Raw genomic sequence first — 14,015 nt, 5'->3', positions numbered from 1 at the left:
CGGAACAATGAGGTTGATTCAATGTGTTAATGCGCGATCTCCGCGCCTGAAAAGGACGCGCGTCGAACGACGATGACGAACGTTTCCGCGCGCCCGAAACCCAGACCAAAGTCCGACCCACCCCGGACTTCGTGCCCATACAAAACGTCCGCGCGCTGTAATAACAATAATATATTCTTAAGTAACGAGGCAGGACGATGTGAGAAACGTGTTAATTCCTGGGTCGGCTTCATTGGATCGCATTTATGCCACCGACTTGTACTTAGGAAGTGATACCCAGAAACTGGCTGTTATTGACAATCTTTGCACCGGACCTTTCGAAAATATAACACACTTCAAGGATCCAGTGTTTCCACCGAGCGACATGCTTTTCGATGAGGCACCTCAGCTCTCGATCCGAACTCGTCGGAGAGGTTCTCGATACCATGCCGATTCCTTCGATCGACCCGCAGATGCTGGCGGCCGTCTCATGGAACGGATGGTCGAGATTGGGCAGGTCGTGATGATCGCGCGACGATCATCTGTAGCATCCGTTCCGGCGTGGCCGCTCGTTACCGAACGCGGCAGGGACACGCATCGCCTTAAGGTAGGCACGTATAAGAATTAACATTAATAAGCGAGTATTTCTTAGAAAGACTCTAAGTAATTGTCATGCAATACAGGCGATGCTAATAAGCAAACACCTTATCTCAAGTCACGAGGGGCAAAGCAATGAAAAGCGTATTGATTTCTGGCGGGGCTGGCTTCATCGGATCCCACTTGTGCGATCGACTTTTGCTTAGGAAAGACATCCAGAAGCTGGTCGTTGTCGACAACCTCTGGACCGGGCTTTTCGAGAATATCGCACACATCAGGGACCCCCGTTTCCACTTCGTGAAATCCGACGTCGAGACGCTGCAGACCTCGGATAAATTCGACGAAATCTATCACCTTGCATCGCCCGCATCGCCGCCGTGGTACATGAAGGAGCCGAAGAGGACGATCTCCGCCAATCTCCTCGGGGCGTTCCGGTTGCTCGACTTGCTGAAGAAGGGCGGGCGTTTCGGTTTCACCTCTTCTTCCGAAGTCTATGGCGATCCTCTGGTGTCGCCGCAGCCGGAATCCTACAAAGGCCAGGTCGACTGCACCGGCCCGCGCTCGTCCTACGACGAGAGCAAACGGTGCACGGAGTCGCTGCTGTTCGAGATGCAGCGTACCCAAGGGCTTGACGTCAAGATCGTTCGCCCCTTCAACATCTATGGTCCCCGGACACGTTCCGACGATGGCCGCGCGGTCTCCAACTTCATCACCCAGGCGCTTTCGGGTCGCCCGATTACCGTTTTCGGCGACGGCTTACAGTCTCGCAGCTGGGGCTATGTCGATGACGTTGTCGACGGTTTCGCGCGCTATTTCTGGATAAATGAAACCGACTATAAGGGGCCTCTGAACGTCGGCAATGATCGCGAGATTTCGGTTCTCGAGGTCGCGCAATATGTCTCCAGACTCGTTGGCGGCGTGCCGATCGTCTTCGAGCCGTCACCGCCGCAGGACCCCACGAACAGACGGCCGGACTTGACCAACGCGCACTATGTCATGCCCGATTGGTCGTGCAAGATCACCTACGAACAGGGCGTGGCAATGACGCTCGACTGGTTCAGGAACCAAATGAAGGCACACGCGGCAGAATAAGCCATGATGACTTTCGAGACTCGCGTCCTGGATGCAGGTGGCGTATGTTCACGGTGCGATTGAGAGAGTAATAATGCGAGAACCAGTTCCGTCCGATCTCAAGGATATAAGTTTTCCAATACCGATTCACTATCTTGATCTCGCCACCCCTCGCTTCGATGCCGTTTCGCCCCCTGTCTCCAATGGGCTCGTGGTCTTTCTGTCGGATGGTCTTCCGGTAGGACAAGCCTATATCGAAAGGCACGAGACGGCGGCGGCACTCGCCGAGCGTGTCGTGCGACCCGAGACGCTCGAGCATGCGCGTCATGTCGCGCAAACGCCAGTGCGCAACCGTGACGTCAGCATTCTGATTTGCACAAAGGACCGGCCGGAGGAACTACGCCGGTGCCTGGCCTCAATCCCCAAACAGTCGCTCAGCCCCATCGAGATCATCGTGGTGGATAATGCCTCCGCCGGCGAGGCGACGCGTCGGGTGGTAGAGGAATCGGGCGCCACCTATGTCCGTGAAGACCGGGTCGGGCTGGATTATGCGCGCAATGCGGCGGTTCGTGCGGCGAGAACCGAATTCGTCGCGTTTACGGACGATGACGTCGTCCTCCACGAGCGGTGGCTGGAGAACTTGATGAAGGGGTTCGATCTGCCGGAGATCGCCTGCGTCACCGGATTGGTCCTTCCCGGAGAACTCGCAACGCCTGCACAGTTTATCTTCGAAAAGCATTGGAGTTTTGGCCGGGGCTATCTGCGGCAGGATTTCAATCAGGATTTCTATACCAGGGATACACGTTACGGCGCTCCGGTTTGGACGATCGGAGCCGGCGCAAGCCAGGCCATCCGCCGCAAGGTCTTCGATGAGATCGGCCTGTTCGATGTCCGCTTGGACATGGGAGCTGCCGGATGCTCAGGCGATTCCGAATACTGGAATCGGCTCCTCCATCATGGCCATGTCTGCCGCTACGAGCCGACGGCGGTAGCCTGGCATTTTCATCGCAAGGATATGAAGGGGCTCGCCAAACAGATCTACCAATATATGAGTGGCCACGTCGCAGCCCTGCTCGTCCAGTATCAGAACACAGGAAATAACGCCAATCTGCGGCGGATCCTGCTCTCGTTTCCGAAATATTATGCCGGAAGGGTTAAAAGACGGCTTCGCAAAGGTGCGACATCACACGACTTCTTCCTGAAGCAGGAAATGCTCGGATGCGTAAATGGCGCTCTATACGTTCTGCGGCGATGGAAGAGGCCCGCATGGTAACCGCTGTGAAGCCTGACATTTCTTTCCTCATACCCGCCTATAATGCAGACGATACGCTTGCTGAATGTCTTGCCAGCCTGCAGCAGCAGACGCGATCGAACTGGCAGGCCGTCGTGCTCGATGACGGTTCGACAGACGGCACCTGGGAGCTTCTCGAGGGCATCGCAAAAACGGACAGCCGCATTCTCCCCGCCCGTCAGCCGAATGCCGGCGCCGCCGCGGCGCGAAACCATGCCGCCAGACTGGCAGCCGCACCTCTGCTCTGCATGCTGGATGCCGACGATTGGCTGGATCCGACTTTCATTGAAAGCATGCTGCCGGTGGCAGAAGATGCATCTCCAGCAGTTATCTCCTATTGCGCCTACCGCCGTGTCGCCCCGGACGGCAGGCTTATGCAGGTAGAACAGCCTCCCACCCTGACGGGTGATGCCGCCAAGCGCGAATTCTCCTCCTTTTGTGCGCTCGCCATACATACGGTTGTCTTTCCCCGGAGCCTTTTCGAGCTTTTGGGAGGCATGGACGAGACCTTGCAGACCTGCGAAGACTGGGATCTTTGGCTTCGCATGGCCTTTTCCGGCGCCGAATTTCGTCGAGTCGACAAGTGCCTGGCTTTCTATCGCATGAAGTCGGGCTCTCTATCCGGCGATCCGACCAAAATGATGCGTGACGCCATTCGCGTGACAACGAAGGCGCAAGCGCTGCAGATGCAGCAAGGCTTGTCGGCCGAGGAGCCGGAGACAGGTTGGATCACGCCCGCGATCAGCCAAGTGCGCATGCTAGCCTGGGTCGTCGCGGCCAAGCTCGATCCGACTTTGGATATAGCGGCCCTTGCATCGCTCCTGCCTGACATGCCGGACGGCGCGGGCTACGAGAACCTTCTTGCCGGTGTAATTCTGCATGGTTTGCAGACAGGGCTCTTTATCGATCGGGCCGACGATCTCATTGATGTCAGCGATAAATGGCAGCCAACGTTCCTTTTGCTCATCCAGCTGATTCAGAAACAATCCTTCCCAGGCACTGGGCGCAAGATCATTGAGTCCGCTTGCTGGCACATATCCGCCGCAAACCCTTTGCGGTCATTCACGCTTGGCAATGTCCAGGTGGTCAGTGTCGCGCTCGAGACGCTTTCGCGGATCCGCAAGGTCGAGCCAGCCGACACGCTCATCATGCACGCCCTGTCCGGCGGACAGCTTGTCGGCTCTTTCGTCGGGCCATTCTGGGGCGATCTTTCGATCCGGGCGCAGATCAGGCTGATCATGCATGAGATGCAGGCCGAAGAGCATCTGCAAACACCGCCCAAGCTCGCCTATATGAGCTCCTGGACGAAGGAGGCATTGCGCGGGTACAGAGCCTTCGGTGGCCTCATCATACGAAATGGCCGGCGGCGGGGACGTCTCGAACGGATTTTGGTCCGTACCGGACGCAACGCCCTTCTTGCCTGCGCGCCAAGCGACAAACAAGACAACGACGCCCGGCTGTCCGACATCCTGCGAAATCTCCGACGCGATCCGACTCGACTGCTTTCAGATTCTTCTGACCCGTCTCCGGAGGAAAAAAATGCGGCTCCCCCCATTCAGTCGGAAGAAGAGTATTGGGAGCATATCTTTGAGCGCCCGGATCCATGGAATTACGTCTCCGTTTACGAGCAGGTCAAATATGCGCAGACGTTGAGCCTGATCCCGGAAGGGATCGAGAAGGCCCTCGAGCTCGCCTGCGCCGAGGGGATCTTTACCGAGAAGCTGGCGCGGAAGGTCGGTCGGCTGACGGCCACGGATATTTCCCAGCGGGCGATCGACAGGGCCGTCGAGCGGTGCCACGACCACCGCAATGTCGAGCTTCGTGTGCTTGACTTCGTCAGACAAGATCTTCCACCCGAACAGGATCTCGTCGTCTGCTCCGAAGTCCTTTATTACATGAAGGATGAGGAGATGCTTGCCGCCGTCTGCGGCAAGATGGCCGCAGCATTGAAGCCGAACGGCTACCTGATCACGGCCCACGCGCATATCCGCCGGGACGAACCCACCCGGACCGGTTTCGACTGGGGCAATCCCTTCGGTGTCGGCACGATCAAACAGGTTTTGGCCGCACAGCCTGGCCTGGCCTTGGAAGACACGATCGAAACCGAACTTTACGCCATCCACCGGTTCAGAAAGGGCTCGCTGGCCGATCCTGTGCTGCGGGTCGAGCGGCACGGAACTCCGTTGGACGCCGATGTGGCGAAGCACATCATCTGGGGGCCGGCTGGCGTTGAGCGTGAGGCGGCATGGACAACGGAGGTTACGACCTCGGTTCCCATCCTCATGTATCACAGGATCGCAGACGAAGGCCCCGCTGCACTCCGGCGCTTCCGTACGCCGCCCGAGATCTTCCGCAAGCAGATGCAGTTCCTTCGGCGCCAGGGTTATTATACGCTGACGGCGCAGACGCTTACGGATCTGCTGCGCAGCGGCAAGCCGATCCAGGGCCGGCCCGTCATGCTGACCTTCGACGATGCCTACCTGGATTTCCTGACGGACGCCTTCCCGATCCTTGCCGAGAATGATTTCAGCGCCGACGTATTCGTCGTCACCGATAAAGTCGGCAGTCAATCAGATTGGGATTCTGCCTATGGAGAGCCTGCGCCGCTGATGTTGTGGTCGGATATTCAGCAGTTGCACCAAAAGGGCATCAGCTTCGGCTCCCACCTCGTATCACACACACCGGCCACTGCGATGGACAACGAAGCCTTGCTGGCCGAAGCCATGCTTTCGCGCAATGCGCTGCACAGCCGGCTGGGCACCTCCGTGGAATCCATTGCGCTTCCTTATGGCGCGACGGACTTCAGGGTCCCGGGCATTCTGGCGCTTGCCGGCTATGGGGTCGGCTTCACGACACGGCAGGCGAAAGCCACATTTTCCGATAATCTCTTCGCTCTGCCACGCCTCGAAGTCCGCGGCGATTGTCCTCTTGAAGCCTTTCCCGAACTTATGGGCCTGCCGGGAGCTTTTATCGGATGACAATAACTGGCGTTGCGGCCCCCCTCATTACCATCGTCATACCGGCTTACAACGCTGAGAAGACGCTTGCCGAAACGTTGAAAAGCGTCTCCAACCAGTCCTACGACAAGCTCGAAATCCTTGTGGTCGACGACGGATCGCGGGACGGTACCTTCGATCTCGCGAGCGACCACAGCCTGATCGATCGCCGTGTCCGTGTTCTCCGCCAGGAGAATGGTGGGGTTGCGCGCGCGCGCAACCACGGCGTCCGGGAGGCCAGCGGCCTTTACATAGCCCCCGTCGATGCCGATGATTTATGGCACCCCCGGAAAATCGAGCTCCAGCTTGAGGCACTAGGGAAGTTTCCGGACGGACGCGGAGTCGCCTACAATTGGTATGCGGCGATTGACGAAAACGGGATCATTTTCGGTCATTCGCGACCAGTCCTGCATCAAGGGAATATCTTCGAACCTCTGTTAAGGGAAAACTTCATCGGCAATGGCAGCACGCCCTTGATGCCGCGGGCGGACATTCTTCGCTGCGGCGGCTATGACGCCAGCCTGCGCGACAACGGCGCCGAGGGATGCGAAGATCTGAAACTTTATCTGGCTTTGGCCGAAACCTTGCCCTTTGCCCTGGTTCCCGATTTCCTGACCGGTTATCGTTTCACCAAGGGAAATATGTCCAGCAACGCTTATCGGATGTTGAAGTCCCACGCCCTGGTGATGGCCCCGATCATCACGCGCTATCCGCATTTTACGCGTGACATCAAGACAGCCGAATTCAACACGGCGCGCTGGTATTTCGCCAAGGCGTTTCTCGGCAGCGATTTTGCCCAGGTCAAAAAGCTGGCGCCGATGATGGTCAGCAAATATTCCTTGCGCCTTATCGCCCACGGCGTGCAGCAGGGCTGGCGCCAGGCGAAACGCGGCCTCCGGATGGCAAAGCGCGTCCTCGGCAAGTCTTCGGCGCGGCCGAAAACCCGCGTCGCGAACGCGCCGCTTCCGCAACCCGGAACAGCATTCAGCGATCGTTTCATAGCCGTGCCTGCCAAAGAGGCAATCGGTCTGACCTCTTCCCGGATGGTCAACAATGAATAGGTTTCGAAAGCCGCCTTCCGCTAAACCCGCAAGAGCCTACAACCTGGTTGTAGCGGCTCGGTTCCGCGAGCTTCTGCAACTCGTACCGGCACTGCGACTCAAGATGACAGTGATGATCATCCTGGGAATTCTCACCGGCTTCTCGGAAATGGTCGGGATCACCTTTCTGGTCAGCCTCGTCTTTCTTCTCGGGCAGCAAGGTCCCGCTTCCGGCTCCGCCGTTGCATGGCTTCCGGCGTTTTTCGGCGGCATTGACCTCAGTCTTTCGAAGCCTGTCCTGATCGGCATCCTGATCGGCTCGATCCTGTTTCGGATTTTTCTCGGATGCGCCAATTCGCTCATTGCAAGCGCTGTCAACCACCGAATTAGCGACCGCATGCGAGACCGTCTCTACGCCAAGGTCTTGACCATGCCGTTTCAGCGCTTTCAGGATTACGAGCGTAGCGACCTGATCAACGTTATCGCGACCGAATCCCATGCAGTGTCGTCGGCGCATGCCAGCCTGGTACGACTGGGAGTGAATTTCGGCACGATTGTGATTTTCGGCGTCGGCATGCTGGTAATGGCCTGGCCGATCGCGTTGCTCGCCCTCGCCTTCGGTTTCATCCATAATTTTGTATTGGGTTTCTTTGCCGGTGCCTACCGCCGTCTCGGCGCCTCTGCATTGGCGGCAGTGGAAGCATTGACGCAACTGAGCTGGACAACGCTACAGACTTTGAAAGCCGTCAAAAGCTTCGGCATGGAAAAGCGTCACCAACAACTCTTCGCGGCGCTTTCCAACGACGTCGGCCAGACCTGGCGGCGGTCGGACTGGATGGGAGCGATAACCTCGCTTCTGAGCGAAATTCTGACCTTCGGGGTCATCCTGACGATCATTCTGTCTTCGGAATTCCTGCCGGTCGATTTCAAGGCGGCGCTCTCGGCGACGATCCTTCTTTACAGGCTTCAACCGCATATTAAGGGATTTGATTCCCAGATTCTCAGCCTTTACGAGATGGAAGCGTCCCTGCAAAACGTCCTGGCGCTGCTTTCGGAGAAAGATGATATCAAGCAGGCTTCGCAAGGGGAAAAGGTAAGCCGCCTGGCGGAGGCGATTGTCTTCCACGACGTCTCGTTCGCCTATGAGCGATCGAACGCACCGGCGGTTCACAATCTCAGCTTCTCGATCAGGGCAGGTGAGACGACGGCTCTGACGGGGCCGAGTGGCTCCGGCAAAACCACAATCCTCAACATGATTCTCGATCTCAACCCGCCGACCCGGGGCCTGATCACGGTCGACGGCAGGGATCTGACAACCATCGACCGTTCCAGCTGGCTGCAGCTGCTCTCCGTGTCGGGCCAGGACGTTGAACTGATGGAGGGCACGGTCCTCGACAACATCCGGTTCCGTCGCGATATCTCGGAGCAGGATATCCGCTGGGCGGCCGATGTGGCCTGCGCAACGGAGTTCATTAAAGATCTGCCGTATGGCTTTGATGAATGGCTGGGTGACGAGGCGATCCGGCTTTCGGGCGGGCAAAGGCAGCGCATAGGCCTGGCGCGCGCGCTCGCCGGCCGGCCTCAGATCCTGCTGTTGGACGAAGCAACAAGCGCGCTCGACGAAGAGACCGAGATGCGGGTGTTTTCGGCGATGAAAGAAGACGCCGGCAGAACACTGATTGTCGTCAGCCATCGGCCCGCTGTGGCCAGGCTGATGAAGAACCGGATCGATCTCCGCCCGCCCGCACCCACATCTAAGCTCGGGTGACGGACATGGATGTGTCAACGATGTCAGGTGTTCGGGTGGCGGTCGTGATCCCTGCCTATAATGCCGGAGAATACCTTGCCCAGACGCTCCAATCCGTTGTCGACCAGACCCACAAGGCGCTTGAGATCATCATCGTCGACGACGGCTCGACGGACGAGACGCCCTCGATCTGTCGCCGTTTCGCCGCGGGTGATTCAAGGATCCGAATTCTGTCGACCGAAAACCGTGGCGTCGCTGCGGCCCGCAATACTGGGATCCAGGCATCGAAATCCGACTATATCGCCTTCCTCGATGCAGACGACCTATGGCATTCGACCTATATCCAAAGAATGCTCTCGGCTCTCCAGCCTTTGCCGGACGCCTGGGGCGCGGTCTATGCGCTTCACCGCTTCATCGATACCGAAGGATATTGCACAAGATCCGGTTCGTCGCTGAACGCCCGAGACAGCATTCTCAACCGTCATCTCGTATTCCGCTTCGTCGGCAATGGCAGCGGCTTCATGGTTCGCCGCGCTGTTATCGACAAGATCGGCGGCTACGATTCAAGCTATGCCAGAAAGGGGATTGGAGGATGCGAGGATTTCGATTTCGAACTCCGCACCGCTGAACATTTCAAGATCGAGACGGTGCCGTTGGGCCTGGTGGGCTATCGCTCACATTCCGCAGCCATGTCTTCAGACAGGTCACGGATGGCGCGATCGCTTCTGGCGGTGACCGAGCAATGCATCGCCCGCAATCCTGAGCTTCCGGCTTTTGTCGTCAGTTGCGCCCGCGCGTCGGCGCATCTTTATGCATTCTCAAAATTTGCCGCTTTGAAAGATTGGTCCAGCGCTGCGACCTCGCTCAAACACATTTATCATCATAGCCCAATGCTCGCCTCCGGCATCCTCGCCAGGCTGCTCTTTTCAAAAGCTGGCAGAGCCACACGCCGGGCGTTATCGAAAGTCTGGCCAGCGAGGGAACAAAAGCAAAAGAATCTCAGGAAATTCGAAGAGATAGAACCGCTTCTCCCCTTGGTCGGTGGTTGGTCTCGCTTCAGAACGAAGGCCTTGCTCAGCCGCTTGTCTGAGATGGATCGGACTTGCGAATGCTCTGTGGCGACCTCATCGCAGGAGGCTTGATGTCTGTCGGCTGAACGGCTGTCGATGGCGTTTTTCGCTCGGCCGCTATGTCGCGCCGAAGAGATCGAGCACCGTCAAACATCCAGAGGTTTGACAACGCCTCCCGTCCATCAGCCTGGTGACTATCTCGCTATTTTGTACTACGAGCTTTTATTTTAACGAAGAATAGCAATTGCTATAAAAGAGAGTAACCTACAGAAAGAAGAACTACCCCAATAATAATCTTCGACAATCTCGATTTTAACTGCAATCATACCTACGTACTGTGCAAGCATTCCGGCTGGAGGACCCGCCAACCACCCCGGCGGGTCCTCAACTTTCCTTCTCGACCGGTTGCACAAATGCAATCGCCATTAACACTGCATCAGCATAGATAGATCTTACTTCGGACGACGATATTACGCTGTTGAGATCGGCTTGATGAGAAAATCTCGCATCATCGGCAGGTGACGGTCGAAGTGCCGGCTCTCCTGCTTAATACTTCGATCAAAATTTCAATTGAGCGCGCGATATTTTGGGATCTGCAGTGAAATTTCGGAGACGGAGCAATCCCTCATAAAGTTGATATTGCTTTTCAATAGAAATTAATAAGTATCGATGCCGCTATTAGGAAATGCATCCTCTGATTATTTCTTGATATAACTTTAACCGCCTCACCATTGGCATCTAAATACAACCATTATCTGAAAGTCATAAATTTTACCTTTTGATAAATTTTTTTGTTATACCCAATTATTGTTGCCAGTTTAATTAGTTCCTTCATTTCATAAGCATCGGCGTTCAGGTTTCGCGCGAGGGCTGGAAATCTCCCGAAAGCTATTTTCCTCCCCCCGGTTCCCAACGATCGGACAACCTGCCGGCACACTGGTGATGTTGTTACGGCCGATGGCCCCAATAGTCCTGGGCTGGTCGCGCGTGGGAAAGTTGCCGATGCAATTCAACATCGCCGCACGAAACATTAACATTCTGATACATAACGATATTATATAAGACCGGCCAATTCAGCCCAACGGCATTCGGTCTGTCATTTCAAAGGCCGGCATATGGGGCTGTACTTGCCAACGGAAATACCGATGCAAAACCCGCGGCGTAAGAAATGCCTATCCTCTAGGCGAGCCGCCTAATACGAAACAACTGATATGCTTGGACGAAGTTGGACGGTCCTGATTCATTACATCAGAGGCCCCGACCTGTGTCGAAATGGTCGCACCTCGCCCGCGAATTAACCCTTCATAAAGCATTTGCTTGCTCAACTTATAATTTGTGTCATGGTCACTGTAAGTAGCGAGGGAGCCGACCTGATGAGTGATATGGCATCGCAGATTCCGGAATTTGGTTACGATGAGCGCGTGATGATCTGCCGGAAGCAGATCGAAAAGGCGGTCTATCAGTTCATTGCAAATACGAAGGTCGAGGGATGCGATCCAGCGGAAGTCGCAATGGCCATCGCAGACATTGCCGACGATTACATTTTACTGCTGGCCCAGAAGCGCAATTTGACCCATTGAGGTCAATGGATCGGCCGTCAATCGGCCGATCGTCCGCACGATGTGCGTGACCCAAAATCGCCGCCGCTTTTCTGCCCGGAGGCAACGTCAACGGAATCGTTTACGGATTGCGCCGAAACCATCCGAGCGATGATGTCGAACAGCGTTTGAATAAACCGTCCAACCACACTCAACAGCGCATGCGTCCGGCCCTGAACGAACCGGGCTTCTCCCAATCTATAATTCGCGCCAGCTCACAGAATGGATTTCGATTGACCGCTCACCGGACACCAACATATGCATAACCCCGGAAATCGATGCTGATTTCGGGGGTTATGCATGGATTTGAAGTGGTAGAGCGTTCCAGCGCGTCCGATCGGACGCATGCCGGTCTAGTGGCTTCTGACGCTCACTTGCGGAACCGGGGAGCTCAATTCAGCCAATTCCCTGGTCAAGCCCTCCCCGACCTCCTGCTTCACTGCCTCGAGCGCAAGGTCGAGGCAATTCGTCGCGAACGGCAGTTTGACATCCTGGGCGACCTGTCGCGCATAGGCGATCATCCGCGCCAATGCGACGAGCTCTTCCAGACCGTCTTCCGCCCCTTGGTCTGCTTCTACCTTTCCAACCGATGTCACGCCCATGTCCCATTTCTCCAATGAATTGAAGGAATGATACGCGCCTAGACGTGATCCACCCCGTGAAAAAAGCGTGACACAACCCTCGGTGACTATTGCCGGCTCCGATTCACAATGCAGGGCGCGTGCGGAATGAAGTTTGGCGCAGTTTCCAGGGCAGATCGGCATTCGACCGAATATCGCGAACGTCCTGCACGGCTTTCAACAATTCCAAGGCATCGATGCGTTTCTGGTCGACGGCATTCGACAAAAGTGCCGCCATCAGGTGCGGACGATGCTGCTCGGCCAGCCCTGCACATTGCTCGACGACCGCCCGCCAAGTTCGCTTCTTGAAGAAGATAGCGCCTGCGGCATCCTCCAGCTGTTGGCGCAACCGACTTTCCAGCAGTCCGCTATCCTCCATCACATCGAGCGTTGCGCTGACATTGACGAGCGGTATCGTGAGCGGCTTGCTGCCCAGCGCGCTCGGCGCGTGAGTGAGTGCAACCGCGGCATCGTCGACCAGCCGGCCGATGCGATAGTCTTCGAAAATGCGCCCGATCCCGATCATGCCGAACGGATGGCATTCGGCAGCGCGCAACGCACCCATGCTTGCCGCCCCGAGAACCGCGACGCCCAGCGAAAGAGCATGGAGAATTTCCTTGTGCCAGACTGGTGCGGTATATTCGAAGCCGCCGTCGATCAGGCCGATGACATTGGCGCCCTGTTCCACCGCCGCCAAGACATCGCCCTGCGTCGCAGGCGGCAGGACGCATATCCCCTCGCCGGCAAGCGACGCCGCATCGGGAAGACTGGGACCTGCGAAAATGATCTTCAAAACCCTATTGCCCTGGCAAGCGCCCTTGTTCCGAACCGCTGGGCACGCTCCCCCTCCGGATTTTCGAGCTCGGGAATGACAATCTTGACGACACTGAAGGGAAGCGTGTCGTCGCTGAGGCGCACGGCGATCACCGAAGCGATCCGCCTGCCGCGTAGCTGGTCAAGCACATGCTGCAGCAAGCGGGCCAGATCCTGCTGCCAATGTCTGGCAACCGCATCAAGGCCGATGGCGGCAGCCGGCGGTGCAGCAACCGCAGCGAAGGCCTGCCGCATCAGCGGCGGCAAGGATCGTGAGAAAGTTGCGGGAGAGATATCGTCGCGGGCTCCGCTGATATAGGTCAACCGAGATTGCACGGCTTCCGTCACCGCCCGAATGGCCGCGCGCACGGGAGACGGGTGAGCGCCGGTGCCGCCGGTCACCTCGACGAGGCGAATGTCCCTGTTTCCGTGAAGGTCCCGGGAACCAAGCACGGCATCCCCAGGACCCAGCATGGCGGTGAAACAGGGGATTGCGATGTCGCTGGTGATATCGAAGAGCCTGAGCGCCAATCCCGATGTTTCGATCTTGTCGATCAGCCCGTCCAAAGCGACGTCCTGGAAGCCGCGGGGATCGACGCAGCCGGCATAACGATCCGCTTCCGCGCCCACCTGCCACAGCACATGGGCGTCACGCTCGATACGCTCCAGAACGCCATGAAAGATCGCCTCCTCGGCATTGTTTCCCGACGCCAGGCCGTCTGAAGACATCCAGTATCGCGCGTCACGCGTGCGGTCGAGCACCACCGCTTCAAAGGGGACATAGACCTCCTCGCCGGTGAGGACATCGATGCCGGCAACCCATTCCGTCTCCTCGTCCGGTCCAAGATCGGGTTTATGAAGAGCGGTCAGGCAGTTCAGCGTGTCGGTCTTGCATCCCATCGCCTGCAGACGGGAAGAGGTGCCGTGGACGAGATCGACGGCGGGTTCGCCGGCAACCGCCCGTTCGAGGGCTTCCATGATAGTGGATACTTTGGCGTCAATATCGGTCAGGCCCTTTCCCTGGGCAATCACGATCGAGCGGGAATTCGGGGCATATGCGCACCAGACGGGGATTCCGATGTCGTCCAGTCCGGTATGTCGCGCAACCCTGGTAATGCCGAACCCGGCCAAAAGAGGTTCGACACGGGAAAGGGTTTCTCGCGGCGACATGATCCTGTCGGAATATATGGACC

10 protein-coding genes are annotated in these 14,015 nt (G+C 57.1%); 7 read left to right on the top strand and 3 right to left on the bottom strand.

What is annotated here, in order from left to right:
• Positions 1-711 precede the first annotated feature (711 nt).
• The 7 genes from ACS4RR_RS08330 (at position 712) to ACS4RR_RS08300 (ending at position 11,371) form a co-directional block, all read left to right on the top strand.
• Positions 712-1,668 (top strand): NAD-dependent epimerase/dehydratase family protein, encoded by a 957-nt coding sequence (locus ACS4RR_RS08330; protein WP_456189940.1) that lies wholly within the window; start codon positions 712-714, stop codon positions 1,666-1,668.
• 31 nt (positions 1,669-1,699) lie between these two features.
• The gene (locus tag ACS4RR_RS08325; protein WP_456189939.1) at positions 1,700-2,920 is read left to right on the top strand and encodes a glycosyltransferase family 2 protein; all 1,221 of its coding nucleotides are present in this window, start codon (positions 1,700-1,702) and stop codon (positions 2,918-2,920) included.
• Entirely contained in the window at positions 2,914-5,916 is a 3,003-nt protein-coding gene (locus tag ACS4RR_RS08320; protein ID WP_456189938.1) for a trifunctional glycosyltransferase/class I SAM-dependent methyltransferase/polysaccharide deacetylase, read from the top strand. Before ACS4RR_RS08325 ends, ACS4RR_RS08320 begins: the two co-directional genes overlap by 7 nt.
• A 2-nt stretch (positions 5,917-5,918) precedes the next feature.
• Positions 5,919-6,995 (top strand): glycosyltransferase family 2 protein, encoded by a 1,077-nt coding sequence (locus ACS4RR_RS08315; protein WP_260298840.1) that lies wholly within the window; start codon positions 5,919-5,921, stop codon positions 6,993-6,995.
• Positions 6,988-8,742, top strand: a complete 1,755-nt coding sequence (locus ACS4RR_RS08310; protein ID WP_162118025.1) for an ABC transporter ATP-binding protein — start codon at positions 6,988-6,990, stop codon at positions 8,740-8,742. Before ACS4RR_RS08315 ends, ACS4RR_RS08310 begins: the two co-directional genes overlap by 8 nt.
• Positions 8,739-9,863: a glycosyltransferase family 2 protein gene (locus ACS4RR_RS08305; protein ID WP_222386717.1), complete on the top strand. Its 1,125-nt coding sequence runs from the start codon at positions 8,739-8,741 to the stop codon at positions 9,861-9,863. Before ACS4RR_RS08310 ends, ACS4RR_RS08305 begins: the two co-directional genes overlap by 4 nt.
• A gap of 1,301 nt (positions 9,864-11,164) precedes the next feature.
• Positions 11,165-11,371, top strand: coding sequence for a hypothetical protein (locus ACS4RR_RS08300; RefSeq protein ID WP_004676311.1), 207 nt, complete (start codon positions 11,165-11,167; stop codon positions 11,369-11,371).
• Between the two features lie 371 nt (positions 11,372-11,742).
• Here ACS4RR_RS08300 and ACS4RR_RS08295 read toward each other — a convergent pair whose 3' ends face one another.
• The 3 genes from ACS4RR_RS08295 to ACS4RR_RS08285 form a co-directional block, all read right to left on the bottom strand.
• Entirely contained in the window at positions 11,743-11,991 is a 249-nt protein-coding gene (locus ACS4RR_RS08295) for a hypothetical protein (RefSeq protein ID WP_064247947.1), read from the bottom strand.
• A 103-nt stretch (positions 11,992-12,094) separates the two neighbouring features.
• Entirely contained in the window at positions 12,095-12,802 is a 708-nt protein-coding gene (locus ACS4RR_RS08290) for a TfuA-like protein (protein ID WP_222386718.1), read from the bottom strand.
• Positions 12,799-13,992 (bottom strand): YcaO-like family protein, encoded by a 1,194-nt coding sequence (locus tag ACS4RR_RS08285; RefSeq protein WP_456189937.1) that lies wholly within the window; start codon positions 13,990-13,992, stop codon positions 12,799-12,801. Before ACS4RR_RS08285 ends, ACS4RR_RS08290 begins: the two co-directional genes overlap by 4 nt.
• Between the last annotated feature and the right edge of the window lie 23 nt (positions 13,993-14,015).

It is taken from the genome of Rhizobium zaerense, from assembly GCF_051810725.1.
Taxonomy (GTDB): domain Bacteria; phylum Pseudomonadota; class Alphaproteobacteria; order Rhizobiales; family Rhizobiaceae; genus Rhizobium; species Rhizobium leguminosarum_I.
The sequence above is the reverse complement of the archived record's forward strand: the minus strand, read 5'-3'. Positions and strand labels throughout refer to the sequence as shown.